The following is a 25644-nucleotide window of genomic DNA, read 5'->3' on the forward strand; positions in this document are numbered from 1 at the left end:
GGAACGCCTCAATGACATATGCCGTCCTGCATTTCGCTGACGGAGGCAAGCGCCACCTCGGGGATGCGTTAAGTATGGCGGGCCAGGATCTCGCGGACGGCGTCGACGAGGCCGGATTCCGGCACCGAGACCTGGGCGGGGCGGGTCTCTTTCCATTCCTTGTTGTCCTTGATCGCGGCGGCGGCCTTCGCGCCTTCGATCATGTCTTTCAGGATGACCTCACCAGCCTCGCGCTCGTTCGAGCCCTGGATGACGACCACGGGCGAGCCACGCTTGTCGGCATATTCGAGCTGCTTCGGGAACTTCTTCGGGTTGCCGAGGTACAGCTCGGCGCGGATGTTCGCGTCGCGGAGCGTCTTCACCATTTTCTGGTAGGCGGCGATGGCGTCCTTATCCATCACAGTCACGACCACCGGGCCCAGCGCGGGCTTCGGCGCGCGGCCGATCAGGTTCAGCGCGGCCTGGAGACGCGAGACGCCGATGGAGAAGCCGGTGGCGGGCACCTTCTGGCCGGTGAAGCGCGCGACGAGATCGTCGTAGCGGCCACCGCCACCGACGGAGCCGAAGCGGACGGGGTTGCCCTTCTCATCCTTAGCGGGGATCAGCAGCTCGGCTTCGAAGACCGGGCCGGTGTAATATTCGAGGCCGCGGACGACGGAGTAGTCGATGCGCACGCGGTCATCACGATAACCGCCGGCGTCGAGCAGCGCGCGCATTTCGTCGAGTTCGGCGAGGCCCTCGCGATAGAGCGGTGTCGGCTCGAAGCTCGTCTCGGCCGATGCGACACCGACAAAGCCCAAAATGGCGTCGATCTGTGCGGGTTCGAGGCCGGCGCCCTTTGTGAAGTCGCCCGAGTCGTCCTTGCGGCCCGGCCCGAGAAGCAGGCGCACGTCGGCTGCCGCAAACTTGTCGAGCTTGTCGAGCGACCGCAGAACCGCGAGCTTGGCGGCGCCGTTCGTCAAATCGATGCCGACGGTCTGCATAATGCCGTCGAGGACTTTGCGGTTGTTGACCTTGATGACGTACTGGCCACGCGCAATGCCCAGCGCCTCCAGCGTGTCCGCTGCGAGCATGCACATCTCGGCGTCCGCCGCGACGCTCTCTGCGCCGACCGTATCGGCGTCGAACTGCGTGAACTGGCGGAAGCGGCCGGGGCCGGGTTTCTCGTTGCGGTAGACCGAGCCCGTCGCATAGCGGCGGAACGGCTTCGGCATGTCCTGGTAGTTCTCGGCCACGTGGCGGGCGAGCGGCGCCGTCAGGTCATAGCGCAGTGAGAGCCACTGCTCGTCCTCGTCCTGGAACGAGAACACGCCCTCGTTCGGCCGGTCGCTGTCGGGCAGGAACTTGCCCAGCGCGTCCGTGTACTCGAAGGCCGGCGTCTCCAGCGGCTCGAAACCATAGCGCTCGTAGACGCCCCGGATCGTCTCCAGCATGGCGTGCGTCTGACGCAATTCCGACGCGCCGATGTCGCGCATGCCCTTCGGCAGGCGCGCCTTGGGCTTCTGAGCAGTCTTGTCGGGCTTGGCCATGAACAGGTCTTCGGAGTTGGGTTGCTGATGCGCTCAAGAACGCGAGGCGCGGAGCCGCCTTATACCGGATGCACCAAAACCGGCAAAGCTTACCACTTTGCCGCTCGGCCTCGCCCTTTCGCCCCGGGCCAGAAATCGCTAGAAGATGCGGCATGACCCTGGTTCTGGACCATACGCCGCCGCGCGAGACGCAGGCGCCCGCAACCGCATTCCGCCCGACGCTGGCCGGCATGAGCCGCGCGCGGCTGGCCGAGGCAATGGCTGCCGCCGGCGTGCCGCAGAAGCAGGTCCGCATGCGCGTCGTCCAGCTTTGGCGCTGGCTTTACATTTCGGGCGCCACGTCGTTCGACCAGATGACGGACATCTCCAAGGAGACGCGCCAGGCGCTGGAAGCCCTCTACACCCTCGACCGGCCGGAGATCGTGGCCGAGCAGGTGTCCGTCGACGGCACGCGCAAGTGGCTGCTGCGGCTGCCGAAGCTGGGGCATGAAGCGCGCGCGCCCGAGATCGAGGCGGTCTACATTCCCGAAAGCGCGCGCGGCACGCTCTGCATCTCGTCGCAGGTCGGCTGCACGCTGACTTGCAGCTTCTGCCACACCGGCACGCAGCGGCTGGTGCGCAATCTCACCGCCGCCGAGATCGTCGGGCAGGTGCTGCTGGCGCGCGACCGCATCGGCGACTGGCCGGGCGCGGAGCGGCCGAACGACAAAGGGCTGCTGCCCGACGCGGATCGCAAGATCACCAACGTCGTGCTGATGGGCATGGGCGAGCCGCTCTACAATTTCGACAACGTGGCCGAGGCGATGGACATCGTGTCGGACGGCGAGGGCATTTCGCTGTCCAAGCGGCGCATCACGCTGTCCACGTCCGGCGTCGTGCCGGAGATCGGCCGCTGGGGTGAGCTCTCGGGCACGATGCTCGCGATCTCGCTGCATGCCGTGCGCGATGAGCTGCGCGACGAGCTGGTGCCGATCAACAAAAAGTACCCGATCAAGCAGTTGCTCGACGCCTGCCGCAATTATCCCGGCGTTTCGAACGCCAAGCGCATTACCTTCGAATACGTCATGCTCAAGGGCGTCAACGACAGCCCGGCCGATGCCAAGGCGCTGGTGCGCCTGCTCGCGGGCATTCCGGCCAAGATCAATCTCATTCCGTTCAATCCTTGGCCGGGCTCGAAGTACGAATGCTCGGACTGGGAGACCATCGAGCACTTCGCTGACATCGTGAACAAGGCGGGCTATGCGAGCCCGGTGCGCACGCCGCGCGGGCGCGACATCCTCGCGGCCTGTGGCCAGCTCAAGAGCGAGAGCGTGAAGCTGCGCGCGCGCGACCGGCAGGGCGACGCGCCGTCTCCCGCCGCCGGGGACTGACCGGCCATGGTGCTGCGGACCATCGGGCGGATCATCTGGGTGCCCATTTCGTTCCTGATCGCGGCCGCGCTGGCCATGCTCGTGCTCGTCACCCTCGGGCTCGAGACAATCACGCATGCGGTGCACAACCTCGACGAGGCCGATACGATCTCGGCCGCCTACGACGTGATCTGGCAGGGGACCATCATTGCCTCGGGCGCCACCATCCTGCCCGCGCTGCTGGTCGTCATCGCGGGCGAGGTCGCCCGCATCCGCTCGTGGCTCTATTACATGATCGGCGGGGGCGTCGCGCTGGCGATCATTCCGCTGCTGGCCAAGATCGACCCCGGCACGATGACCTACGCGCTGCCTGCGTTGTGGCATGTGTTCGCGACGGCGGGTTTTGCGGGCGGGCTCGCGTACTGGCTGCTCGCCGGCCGGAACGCTTGAGCCGGTCGGGCGTCTCTCCTAGGGTACGGTTAAGCTCACACCAGGGGTGACACGTGTCGGTTGTCGTTGCGATTGTCAGGTTCACCCTCGGATTTGTGGCTGCGGCGCTCACAGCGGGGGCCGTGCAAGCCCTGTTCGTGACCGGCGCAGACCTGCTCGCCCTCGACGGCGCGCGGCTCGAGAGCCTTGGCTTCCTGGCCTTGCTGGCGGCCACGCAATCGGCCGTATTCGCGCTTCCCTTCGCGGTGCTGGCGGCGTTCGTGGCAGCCTGGCTGCCAATCCGGTCGCGGCTCTTTTTCGTGGCCAGCGGCGTGCTGATCGCGCTCGCGGGCTTCTCCGCCCAGTACGTGAGCGAGGCGGGCGCGCAGACGATCTACAACAGCTATGCGCTGGCCGCCTACGTCACCTCCGGCCTCGCCGCCGGGCTGATGTATGTGCTTGTTGCGGTTCCGAAAAAGCCGAAACCCGCCGCGTAAGGCCGCTTGTCCGGCCCGCCCCAAAAATCACGCTGGCAACCCGTTGCTCGAATCCCGGTTCGTGCTTATATTGTGCGGTGCACAATAATTGATGCTGCGCGAAATTTTCGATCCCTGCGCAGCTTGCGGTGCCAAACGGAGTGGAGCCGGCGATGGGTCATTACGATCACGAACTTTCGACGCGCTTTGCGAAGAGCTGCACGACGGCGGCTTTCGGCTATGCGCGGGCCGCTTCGGCCGCCTACGCGGCGATGGCGGACCAGACGCTGTCGTTCTGGTCGACCGCCGCGCGGGCCTACAATGCGGGCGCGACCGGCGACAGCCGCGATCTTCAGCTCGTGACGGGACCGCGGCCTTACCGGTCGGCCGTGTCGTCGGCCCACATTGTTCCGTCGACGCCAAGCGAGTTCCTGAAGTTTTCGACCGATTGGGCGAATTCGCCGATGTTTGCGCCCGCACGGGCCTGGTGGGGCATGTTCCCCCTGCAGGGCACTCCGGCTAGCTGGCCGATGGCCTACGCCATGATGTCCGCCGGAGTGCCGCGCGCCGTCGCCATGCCGACCGCCGAAGCCAACATCGCGGCCATGGACGCCGCACAGCTTGCCAAGCAGTCGATCGACCGCGCGTTTTCGTCCTATCGCTCGGAGGGTGGATATGCGGTTTCGCCGATGGCCCCGGCGCAGTCGTTCATGACCGCCATGTTCCCCACGACGATCCCGGCCTTCAAGTTCCCCTGGGCGTCCTGAGCGAGCGCACTACTGCCGCGACGGTACCGTCACCACGACCGCGTTGCTTTCGGATCCCGGCATGATCGGCGAGACGGCGCTGAATGACGGCATCTTCGCGGCTGCAGGTTGCGAGGGCTTCGCGGCGATCGGAGATTTCGTCTCGACCTTCTTCGGCTCTTCCTTCGCCGCGGCGGCTTCGGCGTTCGGTTGCGGGGCCGGATCGGGCTTCTTCTCGACAACGGCGGGCTTGACGACGACGGGCTTTTCAGCCGCCCCCGGCGTCACTTCGACGGTCGCCTCGGCGGCCGGTTCGATCACCGGCACCGCAGCCTTCTTCACCGCCTTGGGCTCAGCCGGGGCCTTCTTGTGCTCGGCAGGGCCTTCGACGTCCTCGACGCGCGTGACGGCGGCCTTCACGGCGGGAGCTGCCGGAGCGCCCGGCGCGGCTGCGGCTTCCTTTTTGACGGCCGGAGCTTTCGGCGTCTTCTTGGCTGCTTTCGGTGGCGCGGGGGGACGGGCGACGCAGCGCTGCGGCGACACGGATCCGTCCGGCAGCGCGACTTCGCCGACCCAGCTGCAGGTCTTGAGATCGCGGCAAGCGGCTTCGAACAGGGTCCCGCACTGGGCCTGAGCGGCGTCCAGCGTAGCCTGGTCGCCGGACGGCAAAGCGGCGGTCGCCTGAGGCGCCACGGGCTGGTTCGCCCAGGGAAGAACCTCTTGGGCGCCTGCTGGGGCTCCCGCTGGCACGCTCCACGCCAAGGCGGCCAGGACGGCGCTTTTGGCAATCAGCTTCGCCGGATGCATTGTCACAATCGTTCCCCCGATTGACTGCTTTTGTTGGCGCTCTGCCCGGAGATTAGGCCGTTTGACGCAGAAAAACACGGCCAGATGATGGAGAATTTCTCATCTGTGTCCTAAAGCTCGGGCGCCGCCGGGCGCACTCGCGCCCTATGCATTTGATGGGACCGATGTTTCGCGCTTCCGAAGGCCCGGCCCGGAGCGACCATTGTCCTCATACATTTGCTGTGGGCACCTGAGACGGCGTGCGCCTTGCGGGGCAGCGGCGGGCCCCTATAGTGCCGCCGAATCGAGAAAGGGAACGAGGTCGAGACGATGAGCACGAAAGACTCCAAGCCGAACATCAAGAAGGTGGTGCTCGCATACTCGGGCGGCCTCGACACTTCCATCATTCTCAAATGGCTGCAGGAAACCTACGGCTGCGAGGTCGTGACCTTCACCGCCGACCTCGGCCAGGGCGAGGAGCTGGAGCCCGCGCGCAAGAAGGCCGAGATGCTCGGCATCAAAAAAGAGAACATCTTCATCGAGGATCTGCGCGAGGAGTTCGTCTCCGAGTATGTGTTCCCGATGTTTCGCGCCAACGCGCTCTACGAGGGCATCTACCTGCTCGGAACCTCGATCGCGCGCCCCCTGATCGGCAAGAAGCAGATCGAGATCGCACGCGCGACCGGCGCGGACGCCGTCTGCCACGGCGCCACCGGCAAGGGCAACGATCAGGTGCGTTTCGAGCTCACCTATTACGCGCTCGAGCCCGGCATCAAGATCATCGCTCCCTGGCGCGAGTGGACGTTCAAGGGCCGCGAGGACCTGATCGAGTTCGCGCGCAAGAACCAGATTCCGGTTGCCAAGGACAAGGAAGGCGAGAGCCCGTTCTCGGTCGACGCCAACCTGCTGCACTCGTCGTCGGAAGGCAAAGTGCTGGAAGATCCGGCCAAGAAGGCGCCCGAGATCGTCTATCAGCGCACCATCTCGCCGATGGATGCACCCGACAAGGTGACGACCATCACGATCGGCTTCGAGAAGGGCGACCCGGTTTCGCTCAACGGCAAGAAGCTAAGCCCGGCAACGCTGCTCAAGGCGCTGAACGACCTCGGCCGCGACAACGGCATCGGGCGCATCGACCTCGTCGAAAACCGTTTCGTCGGCATGAAGAGCCGCGGCGTGTACGAGACGCCCGGCGGAACTATCCTTCTGCAGGCGCACCGCGCCATCGAGAGCCTGACGCTCGACCGCGGCGCGGCGCATCTCAAGGACGATCTGATGCCGCGCTACGCGGAGCTGATCTACAACGGCTTCTGGTTCAGCCCGGAGCGCGAGATGCTGCAGGCCGCCATCGACAAGAGCCAGGAGCATGTCGAGGGCGAGGTGACGCTCGAGCTTTACAAGGGCAACGTCATCCTCGTCGGCCGCCAGAGCGCGAAGTCGCTGTACTCGCCGACGCTGGTCACGTTCGAGGACGACAAGGGCGCCTACGACCAGAAGGACGCGGCCGGCTTCATCAAGCTCAACGCGCTGCGTCTGCGGACGCTCGGCGCGCGCGACCGGAAGAAGTAAGGCAACGCCGAGTTTCGGGTTTTGTTACACGCCGGCTGCTTCATGCGGCCGGCGTTTTCTTTTGCGTCGCGCCCAGGTGAGATCTGGATCAGCGCTCCTTGCGACGGCAGTCGTCAACAGGATCCGGATCCGCTACTGGTAGGGCGGTCTGTCTACGGAAGAGGCTCGCTCCATGATTTCGCGCCCGCTTGTCTGCTTCGTGTTCGCCACGCTGATCGCAGCCGGTTCCGGCGAGGCAAGCGCGCAAAGCGAACGGCCGTGCGTGAAATCAACCGAGCCGGTGGCGGGCGAGCTGCGCAAGGTCACGACACGACGCCCCACGACGCGCGAGCTGATCACCAACTGGCACATCGTGTCTCCTGAGCTCATGTGCATCGAGACCGATGCGGGCGAGGCGAACGGGATTACAGATATCGAAGTGATTTTTTCGAAGTCCGTCGACCTCAAGAAGCTCGATGACATGCTCGGCATGTCGGTCGGCGTGAAAGGCAAGATCGTCGATGCGCGTGACGACGCCGACACCGCCATCGTGGTCGTGCTGGACGCGGAGCTTTACGACGACCTCGACGACTCCGGGATGGTCAGGCGGAAATAGCTGCGGCCGAGATGGCGCTTACTAAACAGGGCCCACTGAGCGGGCTCTCCGTGATCGCGCCGTTCTGCGACCGAACGGCCTACGTTCGGCGCTCCGGCCCGCCCCTCATGGTGCGCATAGGCAACATCCGCTTAGGGATCGCGCGCGTGGCCCCATGTGTAGGGCTTCCGCTAACCAAATCGCGGTAGTCAGCCCACCGGGCGGATTGCATAATCGCTGCCTGTCACGTGGGGTGCGCCTGAATGCTGTCCGTTCGTTCCAAAGCCGTTGCGTCAGTGCTTGCTGCCATCGCCGCTGCTCCGGCTACCGTCGCAAACGCGGGCGGCTTCGGAGATCTGGCCAGCACCGACTGGCAGGTTGGCGGTTTCGTTTTCGTCGCCCCGAAGTACGAAGGCTCGAAGGACTACGAAGTCCGCGGCGCGCCATTCATTGCGCCTGCCGGGCTTGGCGACACGAGCCGCGTGCAGTTCCGCGGACCTGACGATCTGCGCTTCCGCCTGATCGAATTCGGCGGTTTCGAAGCCGGCCCGCTGGCTGGCTGGCGTTTCGATCGTGACGACAACGACGCGGCGCGCCTGCGCGGCCTCGGCGACGTGGACGGCGGTTTCGTCGCGGGCGGATACGCGGCCTACAATCTCGGGCCGCTGAAGCCGTTCGTGTCCTATCACCATCAGTTGAGCGGCGACGACACGGGCGCGCTGATCCGTTTCGGTGCCGAAACGCGCGTGCCGCTGACGTCCGGCATCTCGGTGCAGGCGACGGCAGGCGCCAGCTACGCCGACGACGACTATATGGACGCCTACTTCTCCGTGACGCCGGGGCAGAGCGCGACTTCGGTCGCAGGGCTCGGCGTGTATGACGCGAGTGCCGGCATCAAGGACGTCTACCTCGGCCTCACGTCGGATGTTCCGCTGTCCGACGTCTGGACGCTGAAACTCAGCGGCCGGTATTCGCGCCTGGTTGGAGACGCGGCCGACAGCCCGATCGTCGAGGACGAGAACCAGTTCTTCGGCGGCCTCGGCTTCAGCTACAGGTTCAAAGTCGACTGAGCCCAGCGCTCGTCTCACTCTGTATCTCTCAAGCGTGAGATCTTCTCAGCGCCGCCGCATCTGCGGTGGTGGTTGACGTTGCGCGACGCGGTGCGACCGCGCGCCTAACGGTCCGTGGACTTATCGCCGCGATTTCAGCTTATTCGGGAACAATAAGGCCCTCGCGCCGTTTTGCGCTTATCACGCCGAAGTTCCCCAAAAGGAGATCTGTTTTGAGACTCGCCACACTCGCCATGTCCGCATGCCTGCTCGCATTCGCAGGCGCTGCCCCGACCGTCGCTGCGCCCGTTTCCGGCGCCGGATCTGCAAACGTTCAGTCCGAAGCCGCTGCCACTCAGGTGCAGTACAGCCCGTACAAGAAGAAAGGCAATTACAAGTACAATAAGTACAACAAGGGCAAGAACTACGGTGGCTTCAAACAAGGCTATCGCGCCGGCAGCCGCCATGCGCACGCGCCCAAGGGCTGGCACCGCCATTCGTATCGTCCGTCCTACTGGCAGACGCGCGGTTGCATCATGGTCGGCCCGGTTTGGTTCTGCCCATAAGGCCGCCTTTGGCTGCATTCAGTCGATCTGATCGTGCCGGAGACCTCGTCTCCGGCACATTTTCTTTGCCAGCCGAACGACTTGCGAATTGCCCTTGAATTGCCGCCGTGACCCCATCACGGTTGCGTCCGAAATCCCTGCAAGCCAGCCCGAAGCTCCCATGACCCGCACCTCGCTCAACCGCACGCTTCGCCGTGCTTATTTCTGGCTCGGCCTCGTGCTGGTGCTGTCGCTCGCTTCGAAGTTTGCCGACCGCATTCCCTATATCGCCGGAACTCCGCTGGAGGCGGCCGCCCAGGATCTCTACGAGTACCTCAAGGATATGGCGCTGGTGTTCGTGACCGTGGTCGCGGCCTATCTCGCCAACGTGTTCCAGAAGCGCTCCAACTTCGTAGAAAGCCTCGAAGAAGAGTGGCGCGGCATCGTGCGGACGAAGTCGGCGCTCTATACCTACTGCGAGAAGACCTACGTTTCGACGGACGACTACCTGGCCGCCTTCTGCCGCATCTCCGAGACGATCGACAACCTGCGCATCGTCTATGCGAACGCGGGCGAGACGGACACGCTGATCGGGCTTTACCCCTATGCGCCGCTGCACGACATGCGCCGCGCGCTGCAATCCATCGATCCGCGCAAGCGGCCCGACCTTCCGCCCGAGGACCGCAAGCTCGCGCGCGATGCCATCCTGCAATCGTTCTATGCGCTGCGCGAAACCATGCTCGAAGAGCTCGATCTCGACGAGCCCGCGCATCCGCTGCTGATCTCCAGGGGCCGGAGGCTCAAAAAGCCGGGCGCCACGCGGCGCGCACTCTTTCGGCAGGGCCGCCAGGAAAAGCGCCGGGATGGCGCACCTCCCGCAAAGCCCGAGGTGGATGCCCTCCTCAACGACCTCTACCAAGCTGAAAAAGCGGGCACAGGCGTGTAAACGGCGCTAGTGCGCCGCACCTTGACCAAAAGTTCTCCCTGTCCCTGGCGATGAGCCGCCGGGTGTGCTACCTCCGCGCCAGAATTTTTGCGGCGCACACTCTATCTCTGGTTGCGCCCGGCCATCAGGACACCCATGGATATCCGGAATATCGCGATCATCGCGCACGTCGACCACGGCAAAACGACCCTCGTCGACGAGTTGCTCAAGCAGTCCGGCTCGTTCCGCGAGAACCAGAAGGTCGCCGAGCGCGCCATGGACTCGAACGACATCGAGCGTGAGCGCGGCATCACCATTCTCGCCAAGTGCACGAGCGTGGTCTGGAAGGACACGCGCATCAACATCGTCGACACGCCCGGCCATGCCGACTTCGGCGGCGAGGTTGAGCGCATCCTGAACATGGTGGACGGCGTCGTCGTGCTCGTGGACGCCTCGGAAGGTCCGCTGCCGCAGACCAAGTTCGTGGTCTCGAAAGCCCTCAAGCGCGGCATCCGGCCGATCGTCGCCATCAACAAGATCGACCGGCCCGACGAGCGTCACCTCGACGTTCTCAACGAAATCTTCGATCTGTTCGCCAACCTCGACGCGAGCGACGAGCAGCTCGACTTCCCGGTGCTGTACGGCTCCGGCCGCAACGGCTGGATGGCCCTCGATCCGGCAGGGCCGAAAGAAAACCTGGCCCCGATGTTCGACCTGATCGTGCGGCACGTGCCGCCGCCCACGGTGGAGCCCGGCCCGACCCGTCTGCTCGCGACGACACTCGAAGCCGACAGCTTCCTCGGCCGCATTCTCACGGGCCGCATCACCTCCGGCACGCTCAAGGCGAACCAGCAGCTCAAGGCGCTCAATCGCGAAGGCAAGGTCGTCGAGAGCTTCCGCGTCTCAAAGGTGCTGGCCTTCCGCGGCCTCGAGCGCGTTCCCGTGGAGGAAGCGCACGCCGGCGAGATCGTGGCGCTGGCCGGCATGAGCGAAGCGACGGTGGCGGATACGCTGTGCGATCTCTCCGTCGAGGAGCCCATCGCAGCCCAGCCCGTCGATCCGCCGACGCTTTCGATGACGTTCCGCGTCAACGACGGCCCGTTTGCCGGTCAGGAAGGCGACAAGGTTCAGAGCCGCGTCATCCGCGATCGCCTTGCCAAGGAAGCCGAACGCAACATCGCGATCCGCGTCACGCCCTCGACCGACGGCGGCGAAGCCTTCGACGTTGCAGGCCGCGGCGAACTTCAGCTTGCGATCCTGCTCGAGAACATGCGTCGCGAGGGCTTCGAGGTCACCGTTTCGCGCCCCAAGGTCGTGTTCAAGATCGACGAGGAGACGAACCAGAAGCTCGAGCCGATCGAAGAGGTCATCATCGACGTCGACGAGGGCCACACGGGCATCATCGTCCAGAAGCTTTCCGAGCGCAGAGGCACGCTGCTCGAGATGCGGCCTTCGGGCGGCGGGCGCACGCGCCTCGTGTTCCATGTGCCCACGCGCAGCCTGCTCGGCTATCAGGCGGAGCTGCTCTCGGATACGCGCGGCACGGCCGTGATGAACAAGCTGTTCCACGCCTACGAGCCTTTCCGCGGCGAGATCGCCGGGCGCCACACGGGCGTTCTGATCTCGAACTCGGACGGCGAAGCAGCCGCGTATGCGATCTTCAACCTGCAGGACCGCGGCCCGTTCTTCATCGGCGCGCAGACGCGCGTGTATGTCGGCATGATCGTGGGCGAGCACACGCGCGACAACGATCTCGACGTCAACGTGGTGAAGGGCAAGAAGCTCACCAACGTGCGCGCGTCCGGCAAGGATGACGCCGTGCTGCTGACGACGCCCATCAAGCTCACGCTCGAGATGGCCATGAGCTACATCACCGACGAAGAGCTGGTGGAAGTCACCCCGAAGACCATTCGCCTGCGCAAGCGCTGGCTCGATCCGAACGAGCGCAAGAAGCAGGAGCGCAAGCGCGAATCTGATCGTGAGGCTGTCGCTTAGACAGCCCACGGTTACCCAGGAAAGCCTTAGAACGATTGTCCAGTTGCGTTAAGTTATACTCGATTTATTGGATGAACCGGAGCGTCCTTAGCCGCGTTGGACATTCGAAGGCCCGCATTTGCGGGCGGTGACCCGTGGGACTGGGCTTTGAAAAAACTCGATGCGCAAACGGCGCATAACATTTTGATCGCTGTCCACGACGCTTGGTCCAACGGCGCCATCGAACGAATATTGAGTCACTACACGGACGACCTGGTCTACTGGTGCAATGCAGGGTACGTGCAGGGACAGCCGTTCCAGATGGACGGCAAGCAATGCATGCGGACGTTCCTGCACACCATTCTCGCGGTCGCTGAAAGCGGCACGTCAGTGGCGGAGTTCAGTTTCGTCGATGGGCACGCGCACGCGACCATCGCGGCGCACATCAAGCATCGGCGCACCGGACACCAGCTCAGCGGCACCTACGGCCAGGTCCTCACGTTCCGCGGCCGGAAGATCTGCAGGATCGAGGAATTCCACGACGTGGAAAGCATGTCCCAGTTCTGGCGCATGGTGTCCGTCGACTGCGATGGATCGCAGCCAGAACAACACTAGACAGCCGCGCCTCGAACCGGCCGCCTACTCGATGACGACGGTGGCGACGTAGTCCATCGTGCGGTTGATGTTGTCAGGCGGCAGCAACGTGTTCAGCAGATACGACGTCGGCGAATAGTTCTCGGGCACGGCGCGATTGAAGGCGCTCCGGATCAGGCGCGCGCGCATGCGCTGGACGATACTGCCGCCGCTGACGCCCAGATAATAATCCTTCAGCGTCTCGAACTTCGGCTGCATCGCCTCCGCGACCTTGCGGTGCCCTTCGGACATCTTCGCCAGGCCCTTCGGGTCTTCGACGAACACCGACTTCAGCATCTCCTTGCGGTCGTCATTCGGAATCTTGAGCTTGTCGATGACGGTCAGCGGGCCGTCCGCAAGCCCCACGACGGAGGAGCGCCCTTCGCTCGCAACCGAGTTGCCGGCGGCATCGAGCGGCTTCATCGGCGCCTTGACGCAGGCCGGCACGCGGCTGCCCTTGAAGGCGTCGGCGGTCGTCGCCGGATCGCAGTCCCTGAGCGCGAGCACCGACCAGGCGAACTCCGAGCAATAGAGATCGAGCGTGCCGGGAGGGTTCTGCCCGAGCGCGATCTGTCCGAGGCGCTGGACGAAATCCAGCGAATGGCCGGGCTTGAACTTCGGGGCGTTGTAGTCGTCGTTGAACTTGATCTGGCTCGGATACACCTTCCTGGCGCTGGCGTTGAGACGCGTGGCCCAGGCGGCGATGTTGCGGCGCTCTTCGTCGTTCAAGGCACGCGGGCGGATGATGTGAATGAAATTCAGTGTACGGTAGTGCTCGCTGGTGAGGTCGGCGCTCATGCCCTTGCCGAGGTACTCCTCGTTCAAGGGATTGTCCAAGTTCCGCACCTTGCCGTCCTTGATGTAGGCGAGCCCCGTGTGGCTGATCCCCATCTGGATGTTCGGGTAGGCGCCGGCGCCGCCCCATTCGGCGCGGAACGTGAGCAGCAGGTCGCCGGTCTCGACGATGCCGCTCTTGGCGAGCCGCGCCGCCATGCCGGAGCGCGGCGTCACAATGAGGCGAAGACCTGCGTCGCTGCCGGTCTTGATGGCGTCCGGATGCTTGAAGTCGACCAGAACATCCGACGTCTCGAACGGCCCCTTGAGGGGCGCGCGGGTGCTGGACGGCACGGTGAAATAAATCGGGATATTGAGCTTCTTGGCGAGGCGTTCGTTCGCCTTCTCGCTGAAGGTGAAGTCCTTTTTCGCCGCCAGGGCCGGCGCGCCGGTCAGCGCCAGGGCCGCTCCCATTGCAAGCCACATACGGGTGGAGAGAGCTTTCGATGTCGGCTTTGCCATTCAATCACCTGGAACGCACATTGATCGTCGTGGATCGTTGGATCGTCTTTGGTCGTTGATCTTCCGCAGCCAATCCCTCCGGCGGAGGAGCAAACAGTACGCACGCCGGGCCGCGCCGTCCACCGTCACCGCCCGAGCCGCCGCCCCCAATTGTGACACGAGCGGTGGCGGCCAGATTCGCAGGTTGGTCTGCGGCGGTTCCGAGGCGACGCACATCACTCGAGCAGCATGCGCCCTTTTTTGAGGACAACGCGCTTGCATTCCGGCGCCCGAGCCGAAAAAATCGCGACCGAACCGCAAAAGGAGCCCGATGGAACACGATATCTCGCTGATCGCCACCATTTCGATGGGACTCGTGCTCGCCTTCATCGGCGGCATGATCGCCAATAAGCTGCGATTGCCGCCCCTGGTCGGGTACCTACTGGCGGGTGTCGCGCTCGGTCCGTTCACGCCGGGGTTCGTCGGAGACGCCCACATTGCGGGGCAATTGGCTGAAATCGGCGTCATGCTGCTGATGTTCGGCGTGGGCCTGCACTTTTCCATCAACGACCTGCTGGCGGTTCGCGGCATCGCGATCCCGGGCGCCATTGCCCAGATCGCAGTCGCGACGCTGTTCGGCGTGGCGCTGGCGCATCTGTGGGGCTGGGGGCTTGGGGCTGGCCTGGTGTTCGGCCTCGCGCTTTCGGTCGCCAGCACCGTCGTTCTCCTGCGCGCGCTCGAACAGCGCAATGAGCTCGACAGCGTCAACGGAAAGATCGCGGTCGGCTGGCTGATCGTGGAAGATCTGGCGATGGTGCTCGCGCTCGTGCTGCTGCCGGCGCTGGCCGGGGCGCTCGGCGCGGACGGCGGGAGTCGTGGCGTCGCGAGCCAGCTCTCGGGCGACAGTGTCTGGCTGACGCTGGTGCTGACGCTCGGCAAGGTCGCGCTGTTTACGGCGCTGGTGTTCGTCGTCGGCACGCGCGCCGTGCCCTGGATGCTGAAGCATGTGGCGCGCACGGGCTCGCGCGAGCTGTTTACGCTTTCGGTGCTCGCAACGGCACTCGGCATTGCTTATGGCTCGGCCGAGCTGTTCGGGGTCTCGTTCGCGCTCGGCGCGTTCTTTGCCGGCATCGTGCTCAGCGAATCCGATTTCAGCCACAAGGCGGCGGCGGACTCCCTTCCGTTCCAAGACGCGTTCGCGGTGCTCTTTTCGTGTCGGTCGGCATGCTGTTCGACCCAAGCATTCTCATCCGCGATCCGCTGTCGGTGCTGGCCGTGCTGTTCCTGATCGTGTTCGGCAAATCGATAGCCGCGTTCGCCATCGTCATGCTGCGCGGCTTTCCCGTGCGGACGGCGCTCACGGTTTCGGCGAGCCTCGCGCAGATCGGCGAATTCTCATTCATCCTGGTCGCCCTCGGAGTCTCTCTCGGAATGCTGCCGCCGGAAGGGCGCGATCTCGTGCTTGCGGGCGCCATCCTGTCGATCACGCTCAACCCGCTCGTGTTTGCCGCCATCGAGCCCATCATGGGGTGGATCAAGGCGCGCCCCGCCCTTGCCGCGCGGCTCGAGCGCGCGAGCGCGGACGAGCTCGTGAATGCGGGCGCGGTGGAAGCCGGATTGAAGGACCATGCCATCATCGTCGGCTACGGCCGGGTGGGGGAGGTGATCGGCGAGCAACTCAAGGCGCAGGGCCTGGATTTCGTCGTCATCGAGGAAGACCGCAGACGGCTCGAGGAGCTGCGCCGGCAGGGCCTGAACGCGATCTACGGGGACGCGGCGGCTGTCGGTGTTCTCGACGCCGCGGGCGTGGCGAACGCCAAGATCCTGATCGTCGCCATTCCGCCCGGCATGCTCAAGCGGCGGATTATCGAACTGGCGCGCGAGGCCAATCCGGCCATCCAGACGGCGGTGCGGACGCATCGCGCCTCCGAGCTCGCCTATCTCAAGTCCCAGGGCGTGGGCTTCGCCATCATGGGGACGCGGGAAGTGGCCCTGGGGCTGCTCGGCTTTGCGCTGACGAGCATGGGGTATTCCGATAAAAGGGCGCAAGCCGTAGTCCAGGAGGCCCGGCTTTCCGGCGACGGGGCGGCCTTCGACCGGGAACTGCTGGAGGCAACGCCCGAACTCCGGGAGCACAAGGAGCCAGACGGGCCGACCTAGCGGGCAAGCGGGCAGATTCTTCGCAGTTTCGCGCGCCGGGGAAGCCCATTAGGATGGCCGCCGGTCAAGACGGGTAGGGGAGTTCTGATCATGGCGCAGGCGGATACCGCGGGCGGGCCGGACGGCAAGTTCGAGCCCACCATCTATGCCGCAACCGGCGGGCGCAAAACGACCTTCTCCTTCGTGTTCCTGATCCTGCTGCCGTTCTTCGCCAGCCTGCCGGCGATGATGTACATGCGCGTCAAGCACGGCCTCTACTTCGACGCGGCCGGCCTCGCCATCATGGCCATCGGCTTCTCGATCCTGATGTTCCTGATCGTGATCGAACTCCTGTTCTCGCTGCGCGCGCGTGTCGAGATCGGCGAGAAGTCGGTGAAGATGACGCTGCCCTCGGGGCGCGGGCCAACGCCGATGCTGTTCTACAAGACCTACGACATCCCCTACGATCAGGTGCAGACGGTCGAGACGCGCCGCGAAATCTATGGCGGCTCGATCGTGCCTGTGCTGCTCAAGGGCGCGCGGTTGATCACCAAGGACGATAAAGCGATCCCGATCGGCTACATCAGCGAAGCCAATGTCGATCCGTGCTTCCCCTATCCCGAGATCGCCCAGAAGATCGCCGACCGGGCGCGCCTGCCGCTGATCGACCGCGGCAACGTGCGCCGCTCCTTCCGCCGCAAGTTCTTCGGTTTCAAGCGTGGCAGCGTGAGCGAGGTCGACACCGTCGACGACGCGCAGATCGCCGATCTCAACCGGTCGCACCACAACGTCGTCATGGGGTTGATGGGGGCGCTGGCGGTTCTGATGGTGATCGGCATCGTCGACGATTTCGCGAGCGAAACGCCGATCGGCCAGACGGCCTCGGCCGCAATGCCGATTTCGGGCACGCTGGCGCCGACCGCGGCTCCGAAGCGCAAGTAGACGCGGCCGTCCGGATCAGTTGACGAAGATGCGCACGGTCCGGCGGCGGCGCCCCGCGTAGCCGCTGAGCAGGGCCAGTGCGCCGAACGCCACGAAGGTCGGCACCTCGAGCAGCGGCCCGATGAGGTTGCCCCAGAGCCAGGGGGACGCCTCGACGACGGCGCGCCGGGCGACCTCGAAGGAGCTTGGGCTGAGCTCCTTCCAATGGCCGGCGAGCGAGGTGGCGTGGAAGCTGCCGACGCCGTAGCTGGCTGGGGTGGCATCGACCACCAGGGCGACTGTCGCCACCAACAGGAAGACGGCTGACAGGAAGCGGAAAACGGCCATTCCGAAGCTCTCGATCGATGGAGCGGCGCGGCTGCGCCGGTCGCGGCCATCCTAGAGGAGCTCTGCGCCGAGGGGAATCGCGGACCTGCTCCGGGCCTTTGGATTGCGGTGTTTCCAGCCCGGCACGATCTCTTGCGTGGCTCCGCGATAGCCGGTCCCACTTTGCCGGACGCTGGGCAATTGCCTAGCCGTGCGTCCGGCCTGCAAGAAGACCTGCAAGAGTGCCGTTTGGCGTGTTGCCAGTCCGGCGGTTCTGGGTATAGTGCGCCGCTTCAGGCCGGGACCGGCGTTGCTTCGCGACGCATTTCCGCCCGGCCTGCACGGTCCTTTTTCTCAACCAGACTAGGATCGGTTTTGCGCCGGAGAGATGGCCGAGTGGTTGAAGGCGCACGCCTGGAACGCGTGTAGGCGGGCAACCGTCTCGTGGGTTCGAATCCCACTCTCTCCGCCAATTCCACGTTCGCCAGCGTTCACTGCGGATCGCGGACATCGCCATATAGCTAGCAAAACTAGGGATAAGTTGTGCGCCGCAGTTCGCCAGCATCCGTTGGCATCCGCAAAAATTGATGGTATTCCCGTTGGTGTCGCGTATCGAAATACCAACATCGACGGGAGCCGCTCATGCCCCTCACCGATACAGCGATCCGCAACGTAAAGGCGCGCGGTGAACCGTTCAAGATTTCAGACGGTGGCGGCCTGCATCTGCTCGTACAGCCGAACAACTCGCGCCTCTGGCGGCTAGCCTACAGGTTCGCCGGCAAGCAGAGGACGCTAGCGCTCGGTAGATATCCAACAGTGTCCCTCTCCAAAGCGCGAGAAATGCGCGACAGCGCGAAACGGCTACTGGCTGATAGGATTGATCCCAGCGCCCAGAAGCGGCGCGACAAACTCGCTGCGCGCGCCGCCGGCGATGCCACGTTCAAGGCGCTCGCGCTAGAGTATCTCGACAACCGTCGCCACACCCTGACACCCCTCTATGCCGACCAGCTCCTCCGCAGACTGGAGGCGGACATCTTTCCGCATCTGGGATCACGTCCAATCGCGGAGATCGATGCGCCGGAGCTGTTGGACGTTCTGCGCGGCGTGGAGAAGCGAGGCGTTATCGAGCAGGCGCGACGGCTGCGGCAGAGCGTCGGACAGGTTTTCCGCTACGCAATGATCACGGGCCGGGCAAAGCACGACCCTTCGACGGCGCTCAAAGGCGCTCTTAAGCCCAAAGGCCGGCAAAGGCACCACATGCCGATGCCTCGCGACGAGTTGCCCGGTTTCCTCCGCGGGCTAGACGCCTACGACGGCGATCCGCGCACGGCGCTGGCACTGCGCTTGATCGTGCTAACTATGGTCCGCACGACCGAGCTACGTGCTGCGCGCTGGGAGGAATTCGAGCACCTCGACGGGCGTGAGCCTCTTTGGCGCATTCCCGCCGAGCGTATGAAAGCCCGCTTCGAGCACCTCGTGCCGCTGTCCGGTCAGGCCGTTGCCACGCTCGCCGAGCTTCGCGCGCTCCCGGGCGCGAGGGCAAACGGCTTTTTGTTTCCTTCGCCATCGCGCGAGGGCTGCATGTCGAACAATACGATGCTCTTCGCGCTCTACCGCATGGGCTGGCACGGCCGCGCCACCGTGCACGGCTTCCGCGGCGTCGCCTCGACGATCCTCAACGAGATGGGATTTCCCGGCGATTGGATAGAGCGGCAGCTCGCGCATGACGAGCGCGACGACGTGCGCGGTGCTTACAATTCGGCGCAATACCTACCCGGCCGGCGAAAGATGCTGCAGCGCTGGTCGGATTGGCTCGATGAGATCAAACGCACGGGCAAGGTTGCTGTGCTCGCGCGGGAGGCCGCGGAATGACTGATTGGCGCGCAAACGGGAGAAAACTCCTGTCTACTTGGGAGCAACGCCGGAGCGAGGAATGGCAACGCATTGCCCCGCACGTCGAGCCTGTTTTAAAGTGGTGGGACGAGGAAAATTCATTCCCGCGCGCGGTGATGGCCGCCTTCGGGGTGGAGCAGAACCGCGAGCCGTTGATCGCACTGCTGCGATCTGAGAAGGCTATCTCGATGATGGATCGAGAATGGCTCGCTGACGAGCTAGAGGGCGCCGACGTTGTTCGAATAGTGCCAGAAACCTTGACTCGCGGACGGGGGGCGCCGCCCAATCTAGATCAACAACGCGCGGCGCGTGACGCTAGGAAGTTCTTTAACGACTGGAAGCGCCTCAATAAACAGGATGACATCAGCGACCTGGCAATGCGGAAGCAGATGCTAGAGGAGTCCGTTGAAATCGTTCTCAAGCTTCACCGGTTGGAGGCCGCAATTGATCCTGAATCCATTCTGGGGCGAATGCGACGTGGGAAAAATCGCCAATAATAAGCGTTTTGCGCGCAATTGCGGTGGCGCGCTGATTTAGCAAATCACTCATCGTCCTTCGTGCAGTATCGCCAACGTTCACGAGGGCTACGATGCAAGACAGCGATAAGATCGCCTACACGCCCAAGTCTCTTTCTCATGCGACGGACACGGGCCTGACTAAAATTTGGGAAGCCATCAAGAAAGGCGACCTTAAAGCGCGGAAGCTCGGCCGGAAGCGCCTCATCCTGCGCGAAGACGCCGTGGATTGGCTCAAAGGGCTTCCGGCATGAGCAGCCGTCCCAACCCACGTCTCGATACGTGTCGGGACAATGAAAATCACGTCTCAGGACGCTCGCTGTTCGGACTTGGGACGGCCTTCCGAGCAATTGCGAGACTGTTCTCCGGATATCGGCGCTCGTCTCAGGACGCAGCCCAAATGGCTGACCAGCGGCGATGGACTTTCGACTGGCCAGAAGAGATCCTCGCTCGCGTTGCAATCGCGCGTACAGAAGATTTCGCCGCCTGGCTGCGCGAGAATGGGTGGCGAGAGCTTACCCGTCGACAGCTGATCTCTCGATATTGGGAGTTCATCGAGATCACCGCCACTCGACCGCTCACAGGTTGGGGTCGCTTTGATCGATCTCTGCGCGGCGCGGGCATTCGGCGAGTCCGTTCAACTGTCGGTGCGCGGGAATACGGCTACCAATTGGCGCCCGCTCGCCCAAAGCTCGTCGCGCGCACCGATCTGCGCGACCAGCGCAGCGTCGCATGATGTGTTCACGTTTCGCGATTGTCCACGCATATCGGCCCGGATAACTCCGCCGGCCGCACATGAAAGAAAAGGCACCTGAGAGCGTCGCTCCAAGGTGCCTTTGAAAACTGTCTGAGCCTGCCAGCTCAGTGTCGGCGTTGCGTTCGAGTTCTCTACATCCAGCGAGAAACGGAAGCGCGTCGTCTTGAGCATCGGTAAGTTTATTCGCCGGTTCCGTCAAGCGCGCCTGCTGCACGACAGGGCCAGATGACGACGGAACCGCCGCTAGAACTTCCTCACAACATCGAAGCGGAACAGGCGCTACTCGGCTGCCTGCTGATCCACAATCACGCGTTCGAACGCCTTGAGGCGCTGGGCGCGGAGCACTTCTTCGACCCGCTGCATGCTCGCATCTTTGGCGAGGTCGCTGACTGTGTCGCTGCCGGCCGGCTTGCAACGCCCGTCTCAATGAAGACCGCCTTTGAGCGCGACGCGCCGATATGCGACGATCTCACCGTACCTCAATATCTCGGACGGCTCGCCGCCAACGCGGCATCGACCGCGCATGTTGCCGACTACGCGACAACGCTCATCGATCTCGCGAAGCGCCGCCAATTGGTCGAGATCGGTCAATGGATCGTCCGCGAGGCATATGAGGCGCCAATTCATGAGCCTGCAGAGCGGCAGATCGAGGGCGCAGAACGTGCGCTCTTTCAAATCGCGGAGAGCGGCCGGCACTCGGTCGCGGAGGCCACCTTCTCCACGGCCGCCGCGGAGGCAGTCAACGCCGCCAATGAGGCGTACCGATCGAAGGGGGCGACGCGCGGCCTAGCGACCGGCTTTATCGACCTTGATGCCAAACTCGGCGGCCTGCAAGCGTCCGACCTGATCATCATTGCAGGGCGTCCCGCGATGGGAAAGAGCGCCCTCGCAGCTAACATCGCGTGGCGCATTGCCTGCCATGGCCGAGCATCGCCGGATGGCGAGCCGATTGCTGCGCCGGTTCACTTCTTTTCGCTTGAGATGAGCGCTGAGCAGGTTGCGACACGAATTTTGTCGGCAGAGACCGGCGTTCCGAGCGAGAAACTGCGGCGTGGCGCAGTCGAAGAGAAGGACATGCGCGATCTGATCGCTGCCGAACAGAAATTTCGCGATGTCCCGCTGATCGTGGACCAGACAGGCGGCATATCCATCGCTCAACTCGCGGCGCGGGCGCGGAGAACGAAGCGACGCCGCGGCACAGCGCTGATCGTCGTCGACTACCTCCAATTGATGACAGGCGCCCAGCGCCGAGGTGGCAACCGCGTGGAAGAGGTGACGGAGATTACGACCGGCCTCAAGGCGCTCGCCAAAGAGCTTCAGGTGCCCATCATCGCCCTTTCGCAGCTCTCCCGTCAGGTTGAGGGCCGAACGGAAAAACGGCCTCAGCTTGCAGATTTGAGGGAAAGCGGGTCGATCGAGCAGGACGCCGACGTTGTCATGTTCGTGTTTCGCGAGGAATATTATGTTGAGCGCGCCGAGCCGGACCCTTCCGACGGCGTGCGCTACGGCGAGTGGCAAGACGCGATGCGGCGATGTGCCGGTAAGGCGGAAGTGATCATCGGCAAGCAGCGTCATGGTCCCACAGGAATCGTGCCAATGATGTTCGATGGGCGGCTGACGCAGTTCGCTGACCTCTCACGCAGCCGCTTGCCAATGGTGGCCGCATGATCAACACCGGACGCGCTCCATACTTTCCATTCTACGTTCAGGACTTCATCCACTCCTGTCGCCGCTCGGGCATGACCGCCGAGGAAGTCGGTGTTTTCATCGTATTTCTTTGCAAGCAGTGGGAGGCGGGAGGGCCGGTTGCCGATGATCTGCGCGCGTTGACCACCTACTGCGGCTGGGACATTCGCAGCGTGCGCCGGCTCATCGAGCGGCTGGTCTCGATCGGCAAGATCAAGCGGTTGGCCGATGGGCGTTTCTCAAGTGCACGGATGCAAGACGAGATCGAGAAATACGTGGCGCGCGCGAAGGCTGCCCGAGAGCGTGAGAACCGCAAGCGAGCGCTAGATCCGGCCGGACTTCTCGGAGAAGTTGGAGGAGATGTCTCGGAGAAGTTCCGCAACATAGACGGGCCACCTACGGGCGAAGTTTCCGAAACTGCCAACAATATCAAACGTAGCATGACCACCGACGGGAGCACCGATCGGGCTCTACCATATCCATATCCAGAACCAGATAAGAAGACTATGCCGACCGTGCCGGTCTGCACGGCCATCGAAGCGCCTGATCTGAACGCTCGCGCGCCTAGATGCTACACGGCCGACTTCGAGGCCTTCTGGTCGGCCTACCCGGTCAAAGATGGCAAGTGGCCTGCTTTCGAAAAATCCTGGCGCAAACTCAGCGCAGTGGATCAGGCGCGCGCCACCGCCGCGGCGGCGCTCTATGCGGAGCGCGTCCAACGCGAAAAGATCGAGAAGCCGAAATGGGCGCAGGGATGGCTCACGGATCGTCGCTTTGACGACGAGCTTGCACGCCCTGGAAGTGCCGCCGCAAAGCGCCCGTGGTGGGAAGATCCCGACAAATTGGCCGGTCTGACCGAGGATGACTGGGGGCACCTGATCAGCAAGCACGCGAATGGCAAGTGGCCTACCGCCGAGCTCGGCTACGCGCCTGGCCATGATCGGTGCGTCGTGCCGCCGACGGTTGTTGCCAAGTTGCGCCTGACGGAACGCTACACCTCTGCCGGCCTCAGCCGGGAACAGCATTAGAACCACATTTGTCAAACCGCTCGGAGCTGCTGAGATGAAACAACGTGAAGAGCTTGTCGACGAACTCGCTCGGATGGAAGCAATCGCACGGAAATACCTGACGGCGGCCAGTCTAGCGGTGAACGACCCGAGATGCGAAGCACTTCAAGAAGAAGTCTCGACCTCTCGGGAGATCGCAGAAACGCTCCTGCTCGTCACTGAAACGGGACAGTGGGGCATCACGAGCGGCGAAGACGCCATCCGCGCCCATGAGCGCGCAGCTTGGTTGCTCGCACGCCTGAACGAACAAACTGCATGGATGGATGCATGCGGGCAAGCGGCGTTCGTTCAAGATCTCCGCGTTTACAGATCCTAGGGAGAGGCCTGATGGCTATTGAAGTTGACCGTCTCGTTACGGTGCTCGAAGCGCAATATGGTCCCTATCTGCGCGACCTTAATCGAGCGCAGCAGGACACGAACCGAAAATTGGCGGATATCGAGAAGCGGTTCGCGCAGACCAATGCCTCGGTGTCGCGTTCGGTCGGATCCATGGGCGCCGCGCTGGGAACGATCGGCGCTTATCTCTCGGTCGATCAGATTATCGCCTACGCCAACGCCTGGACGCGCGTCACGCGCTCGATCGACGCCGGCTCGGACGTCTTCGGCATTAGTCTCAAGTCGGCCGAAGAGTTGACCGACCTTGCCAACGAGGCGCGGATCGACGTCGAGGCATATACGAAAACCTTCATCCGCACCGCGGCCGCCGTGCGTGACTACGGCATGGACGCCAACGTTGCGGCCGAGGTCACGAGCACGCTCGCAAAGGCGCTCAAGTTGGGCTCGGCCTCGGCGAGCGAGCAGGCGTCGACCATCTTGCAGTTTTCGCAGGCGTTGCAGAAGGGCAAGCTCGACGGCGACGAATTCCGCACCGTCATGGAAAACGCCGGCGTCATTCAGGAATTGCTCGCAAAGCGCCTCGGCGTGACCAAGGGCAAAATTGTTGAAATGGCCGCCGACGGCAAGTTGAAATTGCTCGATCTCGTCGGCGCGATGCAGGACGGCAAAGAGAGCATTGACGCCGTTTTCAACATGCAGCCGACGACGGTCGACGAAGCCTTCACGAAGCTGAATAACAATATCATCCGCTTCGTGGGCGAAATGGACAGCGCTTATGGGATTTCTAAATCCCTGACCGGCGCCCTCGACTTCCTCGCCTCGAATATCGACACGGTGGGCAAGGCTGCGCTTGTCGCCGGCATTGGTCTCTTAGCGATGTTCGCGCCTGCCATCATCGGTGGCATGGTGGCGCTTGGCGCTGGCGCTGTGGTGGCTGGCGGCTCGCTCGGAGCGCTCTTCGGTGTCATTGGCGGTGGCGCCGCTGCGCTCTCGCTCTTTGGCGATCAGGTCGACATCGCTGCCGACGGGCTTGTGAGCCTCAAGGACGTTGCTCGGGCGACGGCCGAGCAGTTGCGACTGTTGACCGAGGAAGAACAGCGGCTCGCCGCCTTCACGTCGGGCGGCTTTGCGGACGCCTTCGGTGAGAGCTTTATGGACCGGGTGCGCCGTCAGTCGAAGGAGTTCGCGCTCGGCCGCGGTTTCGAGACGACGGTCTCCAAGGAGCGCCCGACGCACAAGCTCGAAGGGCCGGGCGCCGACAAGGATACTGAGAAGAGACAGAAGCGGTTCGAGCGCAAGATCGCGCAGGCTAACCGGCAGATCGACGCTGCGGAAGCTGAGGGGCGTGCGGTCGGTAAGAGTGCCTTTGACGTGGCGCGACTCCGGAAAGAGCAAGAACTCCTGACGGCCGCACGCGAGAACGACATCCAGCTCACGCCGCAGGTGCTCGCCGACATCGACCAGACTTCCCTTCGCTACGCAAAGGCAGTGACGGGAGCGGACGCGACGCGGGCGGCATACGAAGACCTCGCGAACACTAGTAAAGCGTTCCTGTCCGACTTCGTGCGCGGAATGAAGAACGGAGAGAGCGCGTCGGATGCGCTTGCGAGCGGTCTCGACCGGATCTCGGACAAGCTGATTGATATGGCGGTTAACAATCTCGTGGAGACGGCGCTTGGCGGCCTCACGGGTCGCGGCGGCAACTCGCAGGCCGGCGGGCTCGCCGGTGGGCTCATGTCGCTATTCGGCTTCGCTGACGGCGGAATTGCGGCCCACGGCAAGCCGGTTGAGCTTCCTCGCTTCGCCAAGGGCGGCGTATCGAATTCGGCGGCCATCTTTGGCGAAGCCGGGCCCGAGGCGGCCGTCCCGCTGCCCGACGGGCGCCGGATCCCCGTCGACCTTCGGATGCCGGCGCCCGCCGTTGTCGGTGGCGGGATGACGCTCAACTTCGCGCCGAACATCACGCTTGAGAACGGAACGCCCGAAGGCGTGCAACCCGCCAAGTCGGAGTTGATACCGCTTATTCAACGGGTGGCGCGGAACGAACTCTCGCAAGCATTCGATCGGAACGACGCTTTTCGCTGGCTGAAGGGGGGGTGAGCCGTCCCCCAAAAGGAGACGTCTCTCATCCCCTTGAGTGGGAC

General features: G+C 63.8%; 24 protein-coding genes, 1 tRNA gene and 1 pseudogene. 22 read left to right on the top strand and 4 right to left on the bottom strand.

Annotation, left to right across the window (positions count from 1 at the left end):
• Positions 1–68 precede the first annotated feature (68 nt).
• On the bottom strand, positions 69–1529 hold the full coding sequence (hisS, locus tag K2Y42_RS12525) for a histidine--tRNA ligase (protein ID WP_291152893.1): 1461 nt from the start codon (positions 1527–1529) through the stop codon (positions 69–71).
• Between the two features lie 152 nt (positions 1530–1681).
• On the opposite strand from hisS, the gene rlmN reads away from it, so the two are divergent.
• The 4 genes from rlmN to K2Y42_RS12545 all read left to right on the top strand — a co-directional run bounded on the left by rlmN (position 1682) and on the right by K2Y42_RS12545 (position 4550).
• Positions 1682–2899 carry a 23S rRNA (adenine(2503)-C(2))-methyltransferase RlmN gene (rlmN, locus tag K2Y42_RS12530; RefSeq protein WP_291152895.1) on the top strand — a complete coding sequence of 406 codons (1218 nt, stop codon included), beginning with the start codon at positions 1682–1684 and terminating at the stop codon, positions 2897–2899.
• 6 nt (positions 2900–2905) lie between these two features.
• Positions 2906–3328: a hypothetical protein gene (locus K2Y42_RS12535; protein ID WP_291152897.1), complete on the top strand. Its 423-nt coding sequence runs from the start codon at positions 2906–2908 to the stop codon at positions 3326–3328.
• Between the two features lie 53 nt (positions 3329–3381).
• A complete protein-coding gene (locus K2Y42_RS12540; RefSeq protein ID WP_291152899.1) occupies positions 3382–3804 on the top strand; it encodes a hypothetical protein in 423 nt (140 codons plus the stop codon).
• A 152-nt stretch (positions 3805–3956) separates the two neighbouring features.
• A complete protein-coding gene (locus K2Y42_RS12545; protein WP_291152902.1) occupies positions 3957–4550 on the top strand; it encodes a hypothetical protein in 594 nt (197 codons plus the stop codon).
• 9 nt (positions 4551–4559) lie between these two features.
• On the opposite strand, the gene K2Y42_RS12550 is transcribed toward K2Y42_RS12545, so the two are convergent.
• Positions 4560–5336 (bottom strand): hypothetical protein, encoded by a 777-nt coding sequence (locus K2Y42_RS12550; RefSeq protein ID WP_291152904.1) that lies wholly within the window; start codon positions 5334–5336, stop codon positions 4560–4562.
• Positions 5337–5645: 309 nt separating this feature from the next.
• On the opposite strand from K2Y42_RS12550, the gene K2Y42_RS12555 reads away from it, so the two are divergent.
• From K2Y42_RS12555 to K2Y42_RS12585, 7 genes are all read left to right on the top strand, one after another.
• Entirely contained in the window at positions 5646–6884 is a 1239-nt protein-coding gene (locus K2Y42_RS12555) for an argininosuccinate synthase (protein ID WP_291152906.1), read from the top strand.
• Between the two features lie 172 nt (positions 6885–7056).
• Positions 7057–7479 (top strand): hypothetical protein, encoded by a 423-nt coding sequence (locus K2Y42_RS12560; protein ID WP_291152909.1) that lies wholly within the window; start codon positions 7057–7059, stop codon positions 7477–7479.
• A gap of 242 nt (positions 7480–7721) precedes the next feature.
• Positions 7722–8528, top strand: coding sequence for a MipA/OmpV family protein (locus tag K2Y42_RS12565; protein WP_291152912.1), 807 nt, complete (start codon positions 7722–7724; stop codon positions 8526–8528).
• Between the two features lie 212 nt (positions 8529–8740).
• On the top strand, positions 8741–9073 hold the full coding sequence (locus tag K2Y42_RS12570) for a hypothetical protein (protein WP_291152914.1): 333 nt from the start codon (positions 8741–8743) through the stop codon (positions 9071–9073).
• Positions 9074–9233: 160 nt separating this feature from the next.
• Positions 9234–9998, top strand: a complete 765-nt coding sequence (locus K2Y42_RS12575; protein WP_291152917.1) for a hypothetical protein — start codon at positions 9234–9236, stop codon at positions 9996–9998.
• 135 nt (positions 9999–10133) lie between these two features.
• Positions 10134–11972 (top strand): translational GTPase TypA, encoded by a 1839-nt coding sequence (typA, locus tag K2Y42_RS12580; protein ID WP_291152918.1) that lies wholly within the window; start codon positions 10134–10136, stop codon positions 11970–11972.
• A gap of 183 nt (positions 11973–12155) precedes the next feature.
• Positions 12156–12566: a nuclear transport factor 2 family protein gene (locus K2Y42_RS12585; protein WP_291154040.1), complete on the top strand. Its 411-nt coding sequence runs from the start codon at positions 12156–12158 to the stop codon at positions 12564–12566.
• A 24-nt stretch (positions 12567–12590) separates the two neighbouring features.
• Here the strand turns inward: K2Y42_RS12585 and K2Y42_RS12590 are convergent, their stop codons facing one another.
• Entirely contained in the window at positions 12591–13880 is a 1290-nt protein-coding gene (locus K2Y42_RS12590; RefSeq protein WP_291152920.1) for a hypothetical protein, read from the bottom strand.
• Positions 13881–14190: 310 nt separating this feature from the next.
• Here K2Y42_RS12590 and ybaL point away from each other — a divergent pair.
• Together ybaL and K2Y42_RS12600 are read left to right on the top strand one after the other, a co-directional pair.
• Positions 14191–16019, top strand: a pseudogene (gene ybaL / locus K2Y42_RS12595) (YbaL family putative K(+) efflux transporter).
• Positions 16020–16109: 90 nt separating this feature from the next.
• Positions 16110–16940 (top strand): hypothetical protein, encoded by an 831-nt coding sequence (locus K2Y42_RS12600; RefSeq protein ID WP_291152921.1) that lies wholly within the window; start codon positions 16110–16112, stop codon positions 16938–16940.
• Positions 16941–16955: 15 nt separating this feature from the next.
• Here K2Y42_RS12600 and K2Y42_RS12605 read toward each other — a convergent pair whose 3' ends face one another.
• Positions 16956–17267 (bottom strand): hypothetical protein, encoded by a 312-nt coding sequence (locus tag K2Y42_RS12605; RefSeq protein ID WP_291152922.1) that lies wholly within the window; start codon positions 17265–17267, stop codon positions 16956–16958.
• A 361-nt stretch (positions 17268–17628) separates the two neighbouring features.
• Between K2Y42_RS12605 and K2Y42_RS12610 the strand changes: the two genes are divergently transcribed.
• From K2Y42_RS12610 to K2Y42_RS12650, 9 genes are all read left to right on the top strand, one after another.
• A tRNA-Ser gene (locus tag K2Y42_RS12610) sits at positions 17629–17718 on the top strand.
• A 170-nt stretch (positions 17719–17888) separates the two neighbouring features.
• Positions 17889–19118, top strand: a complete 1230-nt coding sequence (locus tag K2Y42_RS12615; protein ID WP_291152925.1) for an integrase arm-type DNA-binding domain-containing protein — start codon at positions 17889–17891, stop codon at positions 19116–19118.
• Positions 19115–19636: a hypothetical protein gene (locus tag K2Y42_RS12620; protein ID WP_291152927.1), complete on the top strand. Its 522-nt coding sequence runs from the start codon at positions 19115–19117 to the stop codon at positions 19634–19636. The genes K2Y42_RS12615 and K2Y42_RS12620 overlap by 4 nt, the downstream gene beginning before the upstream one ends.
• A gap of 92 nt (positions 19637–19728) precedes the next feature.
• Entirely contained in the window at positions 19729–19908 is a 180-nt protein-coding gene (locus K2Y42_RS12625; protein ID WP_291152928.1) for a DNA-binding protein, read from the top strand.
• 146 nt (positions 19909–20054) lie between these two features.
• Positions 20055–20390, top strand: a complete 336-nt coding sequence (locus K2Y42_RS12630; protein ID WP_291152931.1) for a hypothetical protein — start codon at positions 20055–20057, stop codon at positions 20388–20390.
• A 246-nt stretch (positions 20391–20636) separates the two neighbouring features.
• Entirely contained in the window at positions 20637–22079 is a 1443-nt protein-coding gene (locus tag K2Y42_RS12635; RefSeq protein WP_291152934.1) for a replicative DNA helicase, read from the top strand.
• Complete coding sequence (locus tag K2Y42_RS12640) at positions 22076–23125, top strand: DUF1376 domain-containing protein (protein ID WP_291152936.1); 1050 nt, start codon at positions 22076–22078, stop codon at positions 23123–23125. The genes K2Y42_RS12635 and K2Y42_RS12640 overlap by 4 nt, the downstream gene beginning before the upstream one ends.
• Positions 23126–23159: 34 nt before the next feature.
• Positions 23160–23480: a hypothetical protein gene (locus K2Y42_RS12645; protein WP_291152938.1), complete on the top strand. Its 321-nt coding sequence runs from the start codon at positions 23160–23162 to the stop codon at positions 23478–23480.
• 11 nt (positions 23481–23491) lie between these two features.
• Positions 23492–25600, top strand: a complete 2109-nt coding sequence (locus K2Y42_RS12650; RefSeq protein WP_291152940.1) for a tape measure protein — start codon at positions 23492–23494, stop codon at positions 25598–25600.
• Positions 25601–25644 lie beyond the last annotated feature (44 nt).

The sequence above is a fragment of the Hyphomicrobium sp. genome (genome assembly GCF_019744875.1).
Classification (GTDB): Bacteria; Pseudomonadota; Alphaproteobacteria; order Rhizobiales; family Hyphomicrobiaceae; genus Hyphomicrobium_C.

Excerpts from the sequence above, each read along its gene's own strand:
- hisS (WP_291152893.1), bottom strand. The coding sequence starts at position 1,529 with ATGGCCAAGCCCGACAAGACTGCTCAGAAGCCCAAGGCGCGCCTGCCG.
- rlmN (WP_291152895.1), top strand. The coding sequence starts at position 1,682 with ATGACCCTGGTTCTGGACCATACGCCGCCGCGCGAGACGCAGGCGCCC.
- K2Y42_RS12535 (WP_291152897.1), top strand. The coding sequence starts at position 2,906 with ATGGTGCTGCGGACCATCGGGCGGATCATCTGGGTGCCCATTTCGTTC.
- K2Y42_RS12545 (WP_291152902.1), top strand. The coding sequence starts at position 3,957 with ATGGGTCATTACGATCACGAACTTTCGACGCGCTTTGCGAAGAGCTGC.
- K2Y42_RS12550 (WP_291152904.1), bottom strand. The coding sequence starts at position 5,336 with ATGCATCCGGCGAAGCTGATTGCCAAAAGCGCCGTCCTGGCCGCCTTG.
- K2Y42_RS12555 (WP_291152906.1), top strand. The coding sequence starts at position 5,646 with ATGAGCACGAAAGACTCCAAGCCGAACATCAAGAAGGTGGTGCTCGCA.
- K2Y42_RS12560 (WP_291152909.1), top strand. The coding sequence starts at position 7,057 with ATGATTTCGCGCCCGCTTGTCTGCTTCGTGTTCGCCACGCTGATCGCA.
- K2Y42_RS12565 (WP_291152912.1), top strand. The coding sequence starts at position 7,722 with ATGCTGTCCGTTCGTTCCAAAGCCGTTGCGTCAGTGCTTGCTGCCATC.
- K2Y42_RS12575 (WP_291152917.1), top strand. The coding sequence starts at position 9,234 with ATGACCCGCACCTCGCTCAACCGCACGCTTCGCCGTGCTTATTTCTGG.
- typA (WP_291152918.1), top strand. The coding sequence starts at position 10,134 with ATGGATATCCGGAATATCGCGATCATCGCGCACGTCGACCACGGCAAA.
- K2Y42_RS12590 (WP_291152920.1), bottom strand. The coding sequence starts at position 13,880 with ATGGCAAAGCCGACATCGAAAGCTCTCTCCACCCGTATGTGGCTTGCA.
- K2Y42_RS12600 (WP_291152921.1), top strand. The coding sequence starts at position 16,110 with ATGGCGCAGGCGGATACCGCGGGCGGGCCGGACGGCAAGTTCGAGCCC.
- K2Y42_RS12605 (WP_291152922.1), bottom strand. The coding sequence starts at position 17,267 with ATGGCCGTTTTCCGCTTCCTGTCAGCCGTCTTCCTGTTGGTGGCGACA.
- K2Y42_RS12615 (WP_291152925.1), top strand. The coding sequence starts at position 17,889 with ATGCCCCTCACCGATACAGCGATCCGCAACGTAAAGGCGCGCGGTGAA.
- K2Y42_RS12620 (WP_291152927.1), top strand. The coding sequence starts at position 19,115 with ATGACTGATTGGCGCGCAAACGGGAGAAAACTCCTGTCTACTTGGGAG.
- K2Y42_RS12625 (WP_291152928.1), top strand. The coding sequence starts at position 19,729 with ATGCAAGACAGCGATAAGATCGCCTACACGCCCAAGTCTCTTTCTCAT.
- K2Y42_RS12630 (WP_291152931.1), top strand. The coding sequence starts at position 20,055 with ATGGCTGACCAGCGGCGATGGACTTTCGACTGGCCAGAAGAGATCCTC.
- K2Y42_RS12635 (WP_291152934.1), top strand. The coding sequence starts at position 20,637 with ATGACGACGGAACCGCCGCTAGAACTTCCTCACAACATCGAAGCGGAA.
- K2Y42_RS12640 (WP_291152936.1), top strand. The coding sequence starts at position 22,076 with ATGATCAACACCGGACGCGCTCCATACTTTCCATTCTACGTTCAGGAC.
- K2Y42_RS12645 (WP_291152938.1), top strand. The coding sequence starts at position 23,160 with ATGAAACAACGTGAAGAGCTTGTCGACGAACTCGCTCGGATGGAAGCA.
- K2Y42_RS12650 (WP_291152940.1), top strand. The coding sequence starts at position 23,492 with ATGGCTATTGAAGTTGACCGTCTCGTTACGGTGCTCGAAGCGCAATAT.